At 35.9% G+C, this 17555-nt stretch carries 15 protein-coding genes and 1 pseudogene; 1 reads left to right on the plus strand and 15 read right to left on the minus strand.

The annotated features are described in order from the left end of the window. Positions 1 to 224: pseudogene (locus tag HU235_RS07815) on the minus strand (hypothetical protein); the annotation flags it as partial. A 377-nt stretch (positions 225 to 601) separates the two neighbouring features. Between HU235_RS07815 and HU235_RS07820 the strand changes: the two are divergent. Then, positions 602 to 1639: a YdcF family protein gene (locus tag HU235_RS07820; RefSeq protein ID WP_174879840.1), complete on the plus strand. Its 1038-nt coding sequence runs from the start codon at positions 602 to 604 to the stop codon at positions 1637 to 1639. A gap of 118 nt (positions 1640 to 1757) precedes the next feature. On the opposite strand, the gene HU235_RS07825 is transcribed toward HU235_RS07820, so the two are convergent. From HU235_RS07825 to HU235_RS07890, 14 genes are all read right to left on the minus strand, one after another. After that, on the minus strand, positions 1758 to 3164 hold the full coding sequence (locus tag HU235_RS07825; RefSeq protein ID WP_174879841.1) for a sensor histidine kinase: 1407 nt from the start codon (positions 3162 to 3164) through the stop codon (positions 1758 to 1760). A gap of 2 nt (positions 3165 to 3166) precedes the next feature. Then, the gene (locus HU235_RS07830; protein ID WP_174879842.1) at positions 3167 to 3877 is read right to left on the minus strand and encodes a response regulator transcription factor; all 711 of its coding nucleotides are present in this window, start codon (positions 3875 to 3877) and stop codon (positions 3167 to 3169) included. Between the two features lie 72 nt (positions 3878 to 3949). Further along, complete coding sequence (locus HU235_RS07835) at positions 3950 to 4312, minus strand: YxeA family protein (protein WP_174879843.1); 363 nt, start codon at positions 4310 to 4312, stop codon at positions 3950 to 3952. Positions 4313 to 4326: 14 nt separating this feature from the next. Continuing rightward, entirely contained in the window at positions 4327 to 6249 is a 1923-nt protein-coding gene (locus HU235_RS07840) for an FtsX-like permease family protein (protein WP_174879844.1), read from the minus strand. Continuing rightward, positions 6246 to 7004, minus strand: coding sequence for an ABC transporter ATP-binding protein (locus tag HU235_RS07845; protein ID WP_174879845.1), 759 nt, complete (start codon positions 7002 to 7004; stop codon positions 6246 to 6248). The genes HU235_RS07840 and HU235_RS07845 overlap by 4 nt, the downstream gene beginning before the upstream one ends. Before the next feature lie 108 nt (positions 7005 to 7112). Then, positions 7113 to 8270, minus strand: coding sequence for a VanZ family protein (locus tag HU235_RS07850; RefSeq protein WP_174879846.1), 1158 nt, complete (start codon positions 8268 to 8270; stop codon positions 7113 to 7115). Between the two features lie 259 nt (positions 8271 to 8529). Next, positions 8530 to 9606 (minus strand): ABC transporter substrate-binding protein, encoded by a 1077-nt coding sequence (locus HU235_RS07855; RefSeq protein WP_174879847.1) that lies wholly within the window; start codon positions 9604 to 9606, stop codon positions 8530 to 8532. Further along, on the minus strand, positions 9603 to 10403 hold the full coding sequence (locus HU235_RS07860; protein ID WP_095302762.1) for an ABC transporter permease: 801 nt from the start codon (positions 10401 to 10403) through the stop codon (positions 9603 to 9605). Before HU235_RS07860 ends, HU235_RS07855 begins: the two co-directional genes overlap by 4 nt. Then, positions 10404 to 11207, minus strand: coding sequence for an ABC transporter permease (locus HU235_RS07865; RefSeq protein WP_145581983.1), 804 nt, complete (start codon positions 11205 to 11207; stop codon positions 10404 to 10406). Next, positions 11197 to 12294 (minus strand): ABC transporter ATP-binding protein, encoded by a 1098-nt coding sequence (locus tag HU235_RS07870; protein ID WP_174879848.1) that lies wholly within the window; start codon positions 12292 to 12294, stop codon positions 11197 to 11199. The genes HU235_RS07865 and HU235_RS07870 overlap by 11 nt, the downstream gene beginning before the upstream one ends. 560 nt (positions 12295 to 12854) lie before the next feature. Further along, positions 12855 to 14585 (minus strand): glycine betaine ABC transporter substrate-binding protein, encoded by a 1731-nt coding sequence (locus HU235_RS25375; protein ID WP_174879849.1) that lies wholly within the window; start codon positions 14583 to 14585, stop codon positions 12855 to 12857. Positions 14586 to 14589: 4 nt separating this feature from the next. Further along, the gene (locus HU235_RS07880) at positions 14590 to 15795 is read right to left on the minus strand and encodes a quaternary amine ABC transporter ATP-binding protein (protein ID WP_174879850.1); all 1206 of its coding nucleotides are present in this window, start codon (positions 15793 to 15795) and stop codon (positions 14590 to 14592) included. A gap of 339 nt (positions 15796 to 16134) precedes the next feature. Continuing rightward, positions 16135 to 16842 carry a M48 family metallopeptidase gene (locus HU235_RS07885; RefSeq protein WP_174879851.1) on the minus strand — a complete coding sequence of 236 codons (708 nt, stop codon included), beginning with the start codon at positions 16840 to 16842 and terminating at the stop codon, positions 16135 to 16137. A gap of 29 nt (positions 16843 to 16871) precedes the next feature. Further along, entirely contained in the window at positions 16872 to 17372 is a 501-nt protein-coding gene (locus HU235_RS07890) for a YehS family protein (protein WP_145581979.1), read from the minus strand. Positions 17373 to 17555 lie beyond the last annotated feature (183 nt).

Here is a 17555-nt window from a genome sequence, read left to right on the forward strand (position 1 = left end):
ACTAAATGCTGTTTTATAATTGACAATCTATCGGTTTCTTTCCGTTCAGTTGTCCCAATAATTAGCCCCTGTTTATCTCTTAATCTCCAAGAGCATTCAACATTTAAGCTTCCCTTATCAAAAATTACATTAATGAGATCCTTACCAATCGGGAGAATCTCAATAACTTTCCTGCCAATAAAATTTGAGAAATCTATGTTACTTTGTGATATTTTAATATTCAAGTGTTCACCTTTTTTCATTATTTTTAATTTTAATATCATTATAATTCAAATTTTTTAAATGAATCTGCTCAATTATCGAGTATTTCAATAACTATCGATACTTTAATGCTTAACAAATAGATATTAACCCAATTAGAGCTAACCCGAGATTCTGAAATGAAAACCGGAAGATGTATGACTGATAAATACAGATGGTTCTTCCATTTGGCTATTTTTCACAATTATCAAGGAATTAAGTTCTTGTTTACAGTTTACAATAAACAAGAATTATTAATAGGAAATTATGACCTTTATATCCTTTAAAGATTAATAAAGCCAAAAGCTACCATCTTCATGTATAATAAACTGGTTCATTTTATCTTAAATTGAGGTGTGAAATGCTAGTCATTCTTGGAATTATTACGCTTGTTTTATTTATTATTTTCCTTATCTTTTATGTAACAGATGCTAGAAGAATGATTAATGGTTTTCTATTTAACGTATTTTTTTGTTCATTTATCATTTTTCTTATTTATTTAGGGTTTAGTTCAGATTTTGTCATTCTTAGGTTTATTGCTATCGTTCCACTTGTTATTCTAGCCTTTATATTAACTTTTGGATTATTTGCTCTATGTGTTGGATTATTTTTAAATGCACGAATCCTGCTGAAAAGGGAAAGCAGGAGGTTTGCCAATAGTTTAACGTTAATTTTAGGTATTTTCCTTCTGTTATTCATTCTATTCCGTACGGTGAATCCTGTGCGTTTTTTGCCTAACTATTTTGAACCTTTATTTACTGGTGCTTCCTTAATCGGAGTTTATTTCTTTTTACACTTAACTAACTTTTTAACCGCATATTTGTTATATCAATTTAACAGACCAAAGCTTAACCAAGATTTTATTATAGTTCTTGGTAGTGGTTTAATTAAAGATAAGGTGCCACCACTTTTGGCAAGTCGCATTAATAAAGCAATTGATTTTTATTGGAAACAAGCAGCTGTCACCTCCCCGCCTCTATTAATTTTCTCTGGTGGGCAAGGTCCTGATGAAGATCTTCCTGAAGCTGAAGCAATGCAGAAGTATGCTATAGAGAAAGGGATTCCTTTTGAGCATACTTTAACAGAGGCTCGTTCTGTCAATACTTTTCAGAATATGCTCTACTCAAAACAACTCATGGATTCAGTAAAAGGCAGGGAATACAACAGCATCTTTACTACAAACAATTTTCATTTATTTAGGGCAAGCCTGTATGCGAAAAAGGCAGGTTTAAAGAGCCAGGGAATTGGATCAAAAACCGCGCTCTATTACTGGCCAAATGCCATGATTCGCGAATATATTGCCATTGTCGCGATGCAACGTAAACGTCATACCCTTATAGCCGGGACAATAGTAGGATTTTCAGTCCTTCTAGCCATTTTTGCTTTTTTATTTTTATAACTAATACAAAAAGCCATTCATCAATGTCTGTGAATGGCTCTTCTGGTTTACTGATTTATTAAATATCAAATGATATAAATTATAGTTTACTCCATAACAGTTTAGTTAAGATAAATCATCATAATTGAATTTCAATCGTTGTCCCGCTTCCAACATGACTGTGAATCATGATTTCCCCTTCATGTGCTTTAATAATATCATGAGCTATCGCCATCCCTAGTCCAGAACCTTTATGGGCAGCTCCGGTGTTAGTTCCACGATAGTAGCGGTCAAAAATCCGTTCGATTTCTTCCTTTCTAATTCCCTTGCCATTATCCTTAATGACAATGCGCGTGTCTTCTTTTCTATCAATGCTGACGGTAATTTTTACATGGTCGTCATTATGAACAATTGCATTAATAATTAAATTATTTATGGCTCTACGAAACAGAATTTCATCTATTTCTAACACGATATTCTCCTCGCTTACTTGAAACTGGATATCACGGTCAGCATATTTCGGGTCATTCAATAGATCAATCACAATTTTGCGCAATAAAGCGACTATATTAACCGCATGTTTATTTAACGATAATTCTTTATTTTTTAATCTAGTTGTTAAATTTAAATCTTCCATTACCTCTTTGATATAGATAGACTTCGCCTCGATAATGGCTGCGTATTCTTTTATTTCATCCAAGGTAAAGTCATAATCTGGATCCTTTATCATTTCTGCATAACCCTGAATCGAGGATAGTGGGGTTTTAATATCGTGAGAAATGTTTGCAATCCATTCCTCCCTCATCATATCTAACTTTTCTCTTTCTCTTTCACTCATCTTTAATTGATCGGATAAATGATTTAAATTATAGAATACATTTTTATATAAACCTTTTGATTCGGTATGATGATTGAAATCACGATTAGCTAATCTTTTTATGCCATCAATTAGCGTTTGCAATGGCTGGGTGAGCCTTTTGCTAAAAAGGTAGCCAATCAATAAAGCGATTAAGATGTCTATTAAGAAAATAACCATTCCTATTTTGATGACATGAATAATATCGCGATCATCGTAGGAGATAAAGTATCGATTTAAATTACGATTCTCAATACCGATCAAATAGCTAAATTGACGACCATCCTTTTCTTTTTCCCCAACATATACAGTTGTATTTACATCTACCTCTTTATACTTATACATTTGAATAATATCTGATGGTGTGTATTTTTTCTTGATGGACGGCTTTACTCTGTAGCCATATATTTCTTTTCCATTTTCATCTAAAATTTGAATCCAAGCCTTTTTTTTCTCTAACTCCTTTTGTCCTTTTTCAGTAATAAATACGTCTTGATGATTTACGATAATTTCAGTTTCGAACTTTCTCGTAAATTGTTCCGGTGATGTATTCTCTTCCCGAAATATTGGGACGTCAAATGCTGCTTGTGCCACTAGCATAGCTATACCAAGAAAAATATTGATGAATATGACTAGGATAACAACTAATACAACTGATAATAAATATCTTCCCGTCAGTTTCCACTTCATACCTATTGGTCCTCTATAACTAGCCTATAGCCTAAACCTTTAACTGTCATTAAATATTGAGGCTTAGATGGCTGTTCTTCAATTTTTTCCCGAAGTCTTCGAATATGAACCATGACGGTATTATCCATCCCGAAAAATTCCTCACCCCAGACTGTATCGTAAAGCTGTTCCTTACTAATCACTTTATTTTTATTTTGAAGGAAAACCTTTATTAACCCTAGTTCTTTTGGCTTTAATTCAATTACCTGCCCGTTCTTTGTTAGTTGTGCCTTCTCTTCATTTAATTCAAAGGGACCAGCCTTTATTCTAGTCTCTTTCATAGGTTCAGTCTGCAGCATATAGTCTGCTCGGCGCAAATGAGCCTTCACTCGATATGCGACTTCTTTTGGACTAAATGGCTTAGTAATGTAATCATCTCCGCCTATTGCAAAACCTACTATCTTATCGCTTTCCTCGGTTTTCGCAGACAAAAATAAAATCGGTACCCTCGATATATCTCGTATTTGTTTACATACATCATAGCCTTCTCCATCTGGCAGCATAATATCTAACAGGACAAGATCCGGATGAGTGTTTTGAAACTGTGTAAACCCATCTTTAGCAGTAGACGCCGTGATAACCTGTTCAATTCCTTCCTTTATAAAAACGGTTTTGAGCAATCGTAAAATATCTTCTTCATCATCAATGATAAGAACCTTTTTATTAATAGACACGCTTACTACCTCCTTGTTTGCCTATATAATTATAGTAAAAAGGAATCCCTTTTCAAAAGGATTCCCACAATATTATTTTATTAACTTTTCCCTTACCTTTTTAGGAAGCTCATCCTTCTTCACTTCCTTATAGGATGTCACACCTTTTTTATCCTTTACAAATAAGGTTAGATAAGCATTTTCCCGAAGCTGCTTTTGTGCAGTAAACGTCAATGTCTTTTGATCGCCTTGCTTATCATAAGCAACAAGCTTGTATTCATAGTTTACATATTTTTCGCCGGTGGTGCTTTTTTCTTCAAGAACCTTTCCTTCTCCCTTAATCTGAGTATAATATTCATCGGTTCCTATCCTATTAAAGTTTACCTTTTGAAGAATGATTAGTCCCCCAGCAATTATGATAGCAATAGTTACGCATGTGATTAGTAGTTTTTTCATTGTTCTCCCCATTTCTATTTCATGACAATTTTATAGTAGTTTCTTACGGTTAAAAAATAATAGGCGATGTATATACAAGCATAAACAGCAATACAGATGAATACTGGAATGACCAAGTTTGTTTGCAATAATTTTGATAATGCGATTAATGCCACAATAGAGTGAGCAATACCAGCTAGCAATGGCATGGCAAAGATAAAGAAGATTTGCTTCGCAATGGATTTTTTTACTTCCTTTTTATTCACACCAATTTTGTGTAATATTTCATACCGCTCTCTGTCTACAGTGGCTTCTGTTAGCTGTTTAAAGTAAATAATACTTCCAGTTGCAGCAAGGAATACTAGCCCTAAAAAGCCACCCATAAAAATAAGTAAACCTGATGACTCCAATCCTTGCGCATAATCGGAATAAAAGCTTGAAAGTCTTGCTTCCTCCGGTAACATAGATTGAATTTCTTTCGATAACGTTTTTGCATCATCTTCATTCGTCAGTTCATATACTTCCATGTTTACAAGGTTTGTTTCACTTGCTAGGTTAGAAAAAACCTCATCACTCACCACAACGGTTATGCCCGCTGTTCCAAGATTGAGGACATTAAATTTCTTCATTTCCTTAAATGTAATATCCTTACTGCGGTCATTCACATTTAGAGAAATGGTTGATCCTACATACGTCGGTGATAACCCTTCGAAATAACTAGCATCTAATGCAACTGCCTCATTCCCTATTAATGACAGTGATTCATCTCGTTTTTGCCATTTTGCTAATTGGTTATATGTCTTATTGTCGATAATCGTATATTCCACTTCATCTGCAGAAATTTTACTTTGAAGGCTTGTTATATCGACATTTACAAGAAGCGCAGGAACGGTTTCATGATAGACTATCTCATGATCTTTATCCTTGGAAATACGCTCTTTTATTTGCACGGATGCGTTTTTTTCCTTCGCCATAAACATCATGCTATTAGGATTTGAAATTTCTGCATTCATTCTATTGTTATAATAAATGCTATAAGCTGTACCGACCGCTGTTAATGTTGTCGCGCTAAGAACAGCGATGATTGTTAACGTACGGGCATTTCCTTTGATTCGATAGAGAAGTTGAGATGTACTGACAATATTAATCCCGTTCCAAAAATGATGTTTATTTTTCCGTAACAGCTTTAATAAATAAACCGTTAATGTACTAAATAATAAATACGTACCAAGGATCACTGTGAATATGATAACAAGTGGAGTTACCATGCCCATTTTTCTCCATACTTCAGACTCCAATATATTTTGCAGGGCAAGCCAGTAACCAACGCCAACTAACAATACGGAAAGAATCGCAATGATGACGGATGTCTTTGGCTCTATTTCCCCTTCCTGCTCCGCTTTGAATAATTCAATTAATTTAAAGCGATAGATTAAGCGATATCCGTGTATCGAAGTAATCACCGTAATCACGGTAAATACAATAACGGTATTTACGATTGCTTGTGGTGAAATAACAAAGTTTCCAATCACATCATAGCCCATGACCTTCATCAAAATCGTTTCAAATACCTTTGACAAAATGGAACCAAGGATAATTCCAATCAATAGAGCAATAATCCCTATGATAAAGTTTTCGTAAAATAACATCCGGCCGATTTGTTTTTTGCGAACCCCTAATAAAGAATACAGTCCGACCTCTTTTTTACGTCTTCTAGTAAAAAACGAGTTGGAATACCAAATAAATACGGCTACAAATATCATTAGCACCACTGATGCTCCATTAAAGGCAGAGCTAATTTTTGTAGAAGAATCTGTGGTTTGTTGGATTGTTTGATCATATTTTAGAGAAACGAATGTAAAGTAAATAACAATACTGAATATCATTGAACCAATATACAAAAAGTAATTTGTTAAGTTTTTCCTAATATTTTTTCTGGCAATGCTAAATAGTGTCATTTATTGTCCCCTCCAAGTGAAGCAAGGACATCTAGTATTTTTTGAAAGAATTCTTGACGGGATTGCTGCAATTTATGAATTTCCGCGTAGATTCTGCCATCTTTAATAAATAAAATCCGTTTACAGAAGCTTGCTGCAAAGGCATCATGTGTGACCATCATAATCGTAGAGTGGTTCTGCTCATTAAGTGCTGTCAAGCTTTCTAGTAAATCAGTAGCAGACTTTGAGTCCAATGCTCCAGTTGGCTCGTCCGCCAAAATTAGGCTCGGATTTGTTACAATTGCGCGGGAAGCAGCTGTCCTTTGCTTTTGCCCTCCGGAAATATGGTAGGGATACTTATCAAGAATTTCCCGAATTCCAAACGTATCAGCAATTTTCTCGACACGATTTTGAATCTCTTTCGCTGGCACTTTTGATAATGCCAGTGGCAGCAATATGTTTTCCCTTACTGTTAACGTATCAAGCAGGTTATAATCTTGAAAAATAAAGCCGAGTTTGTTGCGTCGGAAGTCTGATAATTGTTCCTCCTTCATTGTGACAATATTTTGTTCAGCAATGGTTATTTCTCCTGAAGTTGGAGTATCTATGGTAGATAATATATTTAGTAAAGTAGATTTACCGGCACCTGAAGGCCCCATAATCCCGATAAATTCTCCCTCTTTTATTTCCAAATCAATATTTTCCAATGCTTTATATTGATTCCCTTTCGTACCATATATTTTATTAACATTTTTCGCATGTAAGATTGCTTTCATTGAAACGTCCTCCTTAAATGACTACAAAAAGGATTATACTAACTGAACCTTACATCGTTTTAATATAAACCTTAAATAAACCTTAAAAAAAAAGAAGCAAATCCTGTTTTAAGAATTTGCTTCTTTTTTCCTTGGGATAATATCTGCAACATGGTCAAAGTAGAAGGTGCGCTTCCCTTTCTTTAACATGACGAAAGCGGCATGAACACATAATGTCAACCACATAATGCTTACAAATGTGAGGATCGCCATCGTTACCCACACATGAGTGGCATAAAGATGTGATTCGATTGGTAGCTCTATATGTGAAAGAAGATTGATTAGCATGGATCCAAGCCATGGAATATATAAGGCAAAGGTTCTTTTGAACAAGGCTTGCCATGAAGGAGCATCACCCTCCAAATTTGAAAGTTTAAATCGCATTATACTTGTTCCGATTGTTTTTCCTCCACTTATAAGAGGTAAAACAAAGTACAATACAATAAAGCCCAATGTTTTATATATCATTTCGACGAAATCACTTGATGTTACCAGTCCGACTGTGAATGTAAACGACAATTTAATGAAAATATAATCGATAAGTACGGCAAGTAATTGCGACAGCGGTGATACTATATCGCTCTTCTGCATTTTTTCCGCTTTTGCCAATAGTTTTTCCCTAGATGGAAATAAAGCCAGTATGACTGGAGCGATGAGGAAACCAAAGAGCGCACCTGTACTATTTAACATTAAATCGTCAACATCAAATAAACGATAGGGACATTTATAAATTCCGTAAATTCCTGTCACCTGTGTTACTTCGTAAAAGAGTGACAGGGCAAATCCTAAAGCTAATGCCCTTTTCCAATATCGCTTTTCTTGGAAAAAGTATCTTAAATATATTCCAAAAGGAAGTAATAACAGGAAATTAAATGTCGCCTGCCAAAAGGCACTTTGGTTGAAAACTTGAATATACGATCTCGGTTGTGACCAAATAATTGAACTGCCCTTAAAAATATCTTGTATAAAGGTAAATGGCTTTAATGAATAATAAATGGTATTTGGCGATTGAAAAGCACAAGTATTCCTAGTTGTCGGAAGAGGCAGGAGAACTAAAAATAATGCTGACAACATATAGAAAATAAAGGAGTAAGCAACAATGGATGCCCAAAGACTAAAATATCCATACTTTCTATAGCTGTATACAAGCCATGGAATGACAAATAAAAAACCTAATAAACAAAATATCATAAAGGCGATCTTTATAGGTACGAAATATATAGACATACATACACCTCTTTTTTGCTCTTTTAAAGCAATTTAAAAAGCAGACGAAATGCGCTAATTTACGCATCTTGTCTGCCTTATTATTGTTTAATGATATACGATACATTCATAGCGTCATTACTTCCTAATGAATGGCTAAATCCTGTCATATGTCATAAATTTCTAAACTAAACTTGAACGATTTCAATCAACTTCAAGTGCGGATGTCGTACAGGTGAAATCTCCATAACTTTTGCACCTTGTTTTAATTCACGGAAAATTAATTTAACGACATTTTAAACTCTAAAAAGTATTCGTTATATGTCCCAAGAAGCTCAAGTCCTAGATTCTCATATACTTCTAAGTTTTTGCGACTTTCTTCACGTGGATAGAAACGTTCATCGTTTACCACTTCTTCATCTAATAGTTCCCATGCTGCTTTATTTGGAATCGCATATCCGACATAATCAGCATTTTGTGCAGCAACCTTTGCATCCAGCATAAAATTAATAAACTGATGCGCTCCATCCACATTTGATGAGGTTTTAGGAATAACCATGTTGTCGAACCATAGGTTTGAGCCTTCTGAAGGTACTGCGTAATTCAACTCTTCATTTTCAGACATCATGTCTGCTGCTTGGCCAGAAAATGTTACGGCTACTGTAGCTTCATTATTTATCATTAGAGGAGTAACTTCATCTCCAATAATCGCTTTGACATTGCCGTTTAGTGCTTTTAATTTTTCTAATGCTTCATCTAATTCGTTCTCGTCACGTGAATTTAACGAATAGCCTAAACTGTTTAATCCCATACCGATCACTTCACGTGCACCATCAACTAAAAATACCTTATTTTTTAATGCTGGATCCCATAAATCGTCCCAAGAATCAAACGTAATATGTTTTGGAATCTTATTCGGATTATAAACTACCCCAACCGTTCCCCAAAAGTACGGAACGGAATATTTGTTTTTCGGGTCGAATGGCAAATCTAAAAAGTAGGGATCGATATTTTTCAAGTTTGGAAGCTTTGAATGATCAATTTCAATTAATAAATCCTCTTTAATCATTGTTTCGATTGTATATTCTGATGGGACAACGACATCATAGGTTGAGCCACCTTGTCTAATTTTCGTTAGCATCGCTTCGTTTGAGTCATACGTTTCATAAATAACAGAAATGCCTGTTTCTTTTTCAAACTGCTCGATTAACGAAGGGTCAATGTATTCTCCCCAATTGTATACAACTAACGTGTCTTCTCCACCAGTTGATCCTGTTGCTTCAAGCTTTGAGGCAACAAACGAAAGTAGACCACAAGCAATAACGATTGCCAACATTATATGAATTAACGATTTCATTGAGTAGAGCCCTCCGTTTTTTTCGACCGCATCGTAATGAGATAATACATCACAACAATACCGACTGTCACAATAAACACTAGCCCTGAGATTGCATTAACGGTTAACGAAATACCTGCACGTGCCATCGAATAGATTTCAACAGACAATGTACTAAAACCGTTACCTGTAACAAAAAATGTGACTGCGAAGTCATCTAATGAATAAGTTATCGCCATAAAAAAACCAGCTAATATCCCTGGTTTAATATACGGAATGATAACACGTGTTAAAACATCGCGACGACTAGCTCCTAAATCAAGCGCTGCATCAATTAAGTTCGTATTCATCTCCAATATTTTCGGCAAAACCATAATGACAACGATCGGGATACTGAATGCAATATGTGAAATTAATACAGATGCAAAGCCAAGCTTAACACCAATCATTGTGAATAAAATTAAGAAGCTTGCCCCAATCACAACATCTGGGCTAACAATTAAAATATTATTTAATGATAAGATCGTGTTTCGCAATTTTTTATTTCTTAATGAAACAATACCAATAGCTCCAAGTGTTCCGATAATAGTAGCTATTAACGCAGATAATAAGGCAACGATCACGGTATTGATTAAAATAACGAGTAAACGATTATCACCAAATACGGCTTGGTAATGTTCAAGTGTAAAACCTTCAAATGAACTCATTGAACCGCCACTATTAAAGGAATAAAAAATCAAGTAGAAGATCGGTGCATATAAAATAACAAACACGATTGCTAAATATACTTTAGCTGACATCGTTAACCTTGATCGCATTTATGCTCGACCTCCTTTTTTCTTTTTGCGCGTAAACACCATAATGACAAACATGATTAAAATGAGGAACACAGCAATTGTTGAACCCATTCCCCAATTTTGCGCAACTAAAAATTGCTGCTCTATCGCTGTACCAAGCGTAATTACCTTGTTCCCAGCAATTAAGCGCGTAATCATAAAGAGTGAAAGAGCAGGGATGAACGTTACCTGAATCCCTGATTTAACCCCTTCAATCGTTAAAGGAAAAATAACGCGTCTGAACGTCGTAAGCGGTGAAGCTCCTAAGTCACGTGATGCATAAATCAAGGACGGATTCATTTTGTCTAACGCATTGAAAATTGGAATAATCATAAACGGGATAAAAATATACACCGCAACGAACACGAAGCTAAAGTCAGTAAATAATATTTGCGTCGGGTCAAAGCCCAATATTTCCATTACTGCATTGATTGGTCCGTATAAACCGAAAATCCCAATAAATGCATACGTCTTTAATAATAAATTGATCCATGACGGAATAATAATGAGCATGAGCCATAAATGCTTATGCTTTGTTTTTGTTAAAAGATACGCAGTTGGATAAGAGATAAGTAACGTGAAAAACGTAATAATTAAAGCATACCAAAAGCTCGTTAACGTCATCGTTAAGTATGCTGATGTAAAGAAATTTTTATAGTTAACTAGCGTAAATTCTCCGTTTAAATCGAGCATGGAATAATACAATATGAGTCCAATCGGTGCAATTACGAAGAGTGCAATCCATAGTAAATATGGAATGAACGCTGATTTTGACTTAAGCTTCATTCGTATATGCCTCTATACGTGCGTCAAATTCTTCCTCTGTTTCATTTAGACGCATAATATGAATCGCCTCTGGATCGAAATCAAGACCTACTTGTGCACCTACTTCAGCCTTTTTCAGCGAGTGAACAAGCCACTCATTTCCATCTTTATCATATGTCGATAACTCGTAATGTACACCGCGGAATAACTGCGTATCGACGCGAACAACAATTTTCCCTTCTTCTGGCGATGTAATGTGTAAATCTTCTGGACGAATAACCACATCGATTTTTTCGTTAGGCTTCATACCCCCATCGACACAGCCAAATACTTTTCCAGCAAATTCAACTTTATAATCTTCAAGCATAATGCCGTCAACGATGTTTGACTCCCCAATGAAGTCCGCAACGAAACGGTTAATTGGTTCATCATATATATCAACTGGCGTCCCAGATTGCTGAATAATCCCTCCATTTAAAACGAAAATTTCATCACTCATCGCTAAAGCTTCCTCTTGGTCATGTGTAACGAAAATAAATGTTTTACCAAGTCGTTGCTGGAGCTCGCGTAGCTCATATTGCATTTCAGTGCGCAGCTTTAAATCAAGTGCTGATAATGGTTCATCAAGTAAAATCACTTCTGGGTCATTAACGATAGCACGTGCGATCGCAACCCGTTGCCGCTGACCACCTGACATTTCAGTAATTTCCCGGTTTTCGTAACCCGCTAAGTTTACGAAATTTAACGCTTCAGCTACGCGTTCTTTAATTTCAGGTTCTTTTACTTTTTTAATGCGTAAACCGAATGCTATATTTTCAAATACATTTAAGTGTGGGAAAAGGGCATAGTCTTGGAATACCGTGTTTACTTGACGTTCATTTGCTGGTACGTCGTTTACACACTTGCCATTAATGAATACATCCCCTGTCGTTGGTTTTTCAAAGCCTGCAATGATACGTAAGATCGTCGTTTTTCCACAGCCTGAAGGACCAAGCAATGTATAAAACTTTCCACGTTCAAGCTCAAAGCTTACGTCTTTTAATACTCTCATGTGACTGTTGTAGGATTTTGTTACATTTTCAAAACGGATAATAATATCGTTTGCCATGGAAGCCTCCTATGAATAAGAATAATTAGCTCTACTAAACTTTATTTAATAGCAGTGATATACAAAGTCGCTTTATCGCTACATTTTTTATTGAAAAAATGAAAGACTAATTATGCACTATAAAAACGGCTAAATGTCTCACTTAAAGAGTGTTTAACATATTAATATTTGGCAAATAGCTTTAATGGAAATAGGAATAGTAGGAGCGAAAAATGTAGAATATTAGTGAAAGCTATCGAATTGAGTTTAAACTTAGAAAGGCTAAAAAATCAACTATTTTTTCTTGTTTGCAGTAATTCGCGGTCTTTCTATTAATGTATGTCTTTTATTTACTTTTTTGATTGCTCACATCAATCACTCCTAAGTTTAAATGATAGTAATGTGATTGTTTCTTTTAGTATTTACATTACAAGAAACAGAAAAGGCAACTCCCAAACAGGGTAGTTGCCTTTCGTTTCGAGTTACATTCCACGTGGATCGCGGGTATCATTGATGTAGTGGTTGTTTACCCTAATACAAATATTTTTTTGGTGAGAGAGTCTCGAGTAGATCTCGCTCCTTTATTTCAAGTCTTCAACCGAATCAATATCGACATACTCTGGCACAACCAACCCATTCTTCGTCCCATGAAGATTTCGTCCAAGGTCAACAATATCGTTCTTATAGGTATTATAATATTCAGCATGTGTTGTTGGGAGCCACGCACCAACCATAGCATCTGCACTCCCATTGGCTACACCAGCAAACATTGGCCCAACTTCAACTTGGCTCAATGTCACTTTATAGCCATTTTGTTCAAGAACCTTACCAATAACATTTGTGCTGGCTATTTCTGTGTCCCAAGCAACATAAACAAGTTTAATCCGTTCACCATTCCCCGATTGGGCACCCTTTGTCCATTCAGAAACTTTGTCGGGATTGGCATTGATCCATTTTTCCGCAGCTTCAGAAGGATCCATTCCATCTGTGATATCAACCATCACTACCTCCATATCACTTGGTTCCCATGAAAATTGATCAAGAATCCTATAAGCACCAGGTGCATCCTGTTCGAGTCCTTTTCTTACGACTGTATGGATATCTTCAGCACCTCCGAATGATCCTTTCGGGTCATCGAGGTATTTCAAATCGAATGAGGAGAACATCCAATGTGGTGACCATCCAGTAATAATAATTGGTTCTTGATTCGTTATTGCTTTCTGCAATTGTGCAACCATTGCTGCAGAAGAGCCTTCAAGTAACGTCCAATCATCTAACTCGTAATCCTTTAATGCTGTATTGGTCAACTCCATCAATCCTGCTCCAGGTTCAATCCCAACGATTTCATAGTCTACTTGGGCACCAATACCATTCGCATCCCCATTCACTGCACCCTTGCCTTCAAAAATTGTTACAACAATTGCCGTAACAACGATAAGTAACGCTAAAATTGAAAAGGCGATTTTAGGCTTAACAGCATGCCTATAAGCCGGGTTACGTAAGTTTTGCGTAATACGATCAAGAACGATTGCAATAAAGACGATCGATAATCCAGCTTCAAAGCCTTGTCCAACGTCAATTTGACTTACCGCTCGGTAAACATCTGCTCCAAGTCCAGGTGCCCCAACTAATGAAGCCGTAACAACCATTGATAGAGCAAGCATAATACTTTGGTTAATTCCTGCCATAATCGTTGGAGTAGCTAAAGGTAATTGTACTTTGAACAGCCTTTGACTTGTACTTGAACCAAAAGCATTTGCAGCTTCAATTAAATCATTCGGCACTTTTTGAATACCAAGATTCGTCATACGAATGGTTGGTGCAATAGCGAAAATAAATGACGCAATAATTCCTGGTACGACACCAATCCCAAAAAATAAAATGGAAGGAATTAAATAAACAAATGCTGGCATTGTCTGCATAAAGTCTAATATCGGCGTAACGATGCTTTGCACGGTTTTTCTTTGGGAACACCATATGCCTAAAGGGACGCCAATGACGATTGTAAGTAATCCTGATAATAATACAATCGCAAGTGTTTGAATACTTGAATCCCAATAACCAAGATTATCAATCAATAGTAAACTAATGAGCGTAAATACTCCTAATGGCCATCTGCTTGTATATGTAACCAAAAGAGTCAGGATAAGAATTAAGACAACCGGAGGACCTACACTTAATACATTCACGATAATATCCAATAGACCATCGATTACATTGGTTATAAAGGTAAAAAGTCCACCCAATGCTATCGTTAACCATGCGACAAAGGAATCTACCCATTCTCCTAGAGGAATTTTGGGAATATTCATTGGTTTAATCACTCTCCAATTCGTTCAAAGAATCTTTATTTCCACTTAATGCACCAATGACAGCTCCTCGGATCACAATCCCTTTTAATCGGTTTTCTTCATCTATAACAGATATCGGGAAGCTGGATGTGGCGATGACATCCATCAAATCTGTCAGTAATGTATCTTCTGAAACGGTTGGGATATCAGTTGTCATGACGTCGACAATGGATTGATTTTGCTGAATAGCTTGACGTGCTTGCTCAGCAGTAATCGCACCCAACAACTTCCTTTTACGGTCTACGACAAATATGCTGGAATATCCTTGATTTCGCATAATCTCCAATGCAACCCTCGGACCACGGTCAACACTGATTCTTTCTCCTCGCTTCATCACATGTGAGGCTGTTAGGACTTTGGATAAATCAACATCCTCAACAAACTTCTCGACAAATTCATTTGCCGGCTTAATCATAATTTCTTCTGGTGTCCCTAATTGAATAACACTGCCATCTTTCATCAAGGCAATCCGATCCCCAATTCGCAGTGCTTCATCTAAATCATGGGTGATAAATATAATCGTTTTCTTATATTGTTCTTGAATGTCTATCAATTCATCCTGCATATCTTTTCGAATTAACGGGTCAAGAGCACTAAAGGCTTCGTCCATCAGGATAATGTCTGTATCACTAGCAAGAGCTCTAGCAAGACCAACCCTTTGTTGCATTCCACCACTCAATTGTGATGGGTATTGATGTTCATAGCCTTTTAAACCGACAGCTTCTAAAGCCTGCATCGCTTTTTCCTTACGTTCATCAGGAGCAACTTTCTTGATTTCAAGACCAAATTCAGTATTTTCTAAAACCGTTCTATGTGGAAAAAGAGCAAAGTTTTGAAAGACCATACTTATTCTTTTTTGCCTGGTTTCCCGTAATCTTGCGGCATTCATCTTGACGATATCTTCGTTTTTTATTAGGATTTCTCCAATTGTAGGATCGATCAACCTGTTAAACATGCGGATTAAGGTTGACTTTCCACTACCAGATAAACCCATGATGACAAAAATTTCACCGGGATAAATTTTAAAATTAACATTATTAACACCAACCGTTTGCCCTGTTGCTTTTAAAATCTCTTTTTTTGATTTGCCCTGCTTCAACAATTCAATCGCAACTTTAGGAGATTTACCAAATATCTTCGAGACGTTCCTTACCTCCACGTACGGCTCCACTATATCATCACCTCATTTTATTGATTTACCTATACCATTTTGAGTTTTCCCTATTCTGCATCCAGATATGAAGATTTCCCATGAAGAAGAGAACATAGGACGAGATCCAAATTCTTTTTCCAAACAAAAAAAGGATATGAAATCTTCCCTTTGAAAGAAAAGTTTTATATCCTTTTACATTTAACGATATTTTTTTGTATTACACTTTCAACTCTAACTTCGAAAAAATGCTTCTACATGGCTTGAGGTTATGTGGTAACACGTAAGGTGCTGATTAATTTATTAGACCCTATATAAACTTCTAAACATACAAAAAATTTATGAATTAAAATTCTCATATTAAACCGTCATTTTCCAATTTGATAAAGCTAGCCAGTTTTCTTTTTCCTTATAGTCAGGCATGATTTTTCCGACAAGGCGCCAGAAGGATCGGTCGTGATTTAGATGAACCATATGACACATTTCGTGAACAACGACATAGTCAATTACCTCACGAGGCGCCATTGCCAGCCTCCAATTAAATGTTAATTGCAGTTTTGAATCACAGGTTCCCCATGTACGTTTACTATCCTTAATACGAATAGAGCGTGGTTTTGTTTTAAAGTTCCTTTGATAGGTGCGGATACTCTTCTCCACTAATGTCTTAGTTTGCTGATAATAAAATCGTTTTAACGCCTGTTTTATTTTGTCATCATCGAGCTCCTTGACGTATACATGCAGCCTATCTCCTTCAAACACAACATGCTCCTGTTTGATATTTATATTTTGGATAATCTTTATCGGATAAGTGTCACCTAAATAAAGAAAGGTCTCCTCATTCTCATATAGCTTTTCCTGTGGCCCATTCATCCGATCCTTTATTTCGTTTAATTTTTGCTGAATGAGCTCCCAATTTTCCTCTAATGCTAGAAGGACTCTTTCATCAGGTGTCCTTTTCGGAGCCTGTACTTCAACTGTCCCATAGCTATCAATCAAAATTCTTATAGAGGCTCGATTTTTGTATTTTATCTGAAATTGTATTGTCTTCCCTGAGTATGAATGTATCATTTCTTCACCTATAGATTCCTTTAACGGCATTATCCTCTATATTTAACAGCTAGCCCTTTTAAGAAGTTTCTAGCGAAATTATCGCCACATTCTTTATAATTTTTATGCCCTTCTTTCCGTAATAAAGCCCCAAGTTCTCCTTTTGATACCCGTAATCCTACATGGTCAAAAACATCGAGCATATCCTCAGTCGTTAAAGCTAGTGCAATTTTAACCTTCTTTAAAAGGAGATTATTCACGTTTCCGTTCGTCTTCAGAGAAGGTTCCTGTGGATTAGGCTGTCCTGGTTTCGGCTCTTGTTTCCCTCTTTTGTAAATAATAAGGCCATTTAAAAATGAGTCTAACATACTGTGAGTACATTTTATTTGATCTTCATTTTCATATTCCTCATCATCGTATGTCTTTGTGAGTATCTTGACTACCTCTGGTACTGATACTTCCATACCGCCAAGTTTAAATATTTCTGCCATTTCTTTATTTTTTATTTCTAATGCATATCTTAAGCGTATTAAAATATCGTTATTATCCATTATTTGATCTCCTGTTTTTAAAAAATTAGTACCTGTTACTTACTGTAACAGGTAAGCACCCTTTAGTAGAACAAAGTGACAATAAACTCATTGAAATGTACCCTTTGTTTAATTCAATCTATAAATTAATTGAACAACGCCAGAAGAAAACTTTTTGGTTTCAACTATTTGTAGATTTATTCT

Origin of the sequence: Metabacillus niabensis, from assembly GCF_902829255.1 — a bacterium.
Lineage (GTDB): Bacteria > Bacillota > Bacilli > Bacillales > Bacillaceae > Metabacillus > Metabacillus niabensis.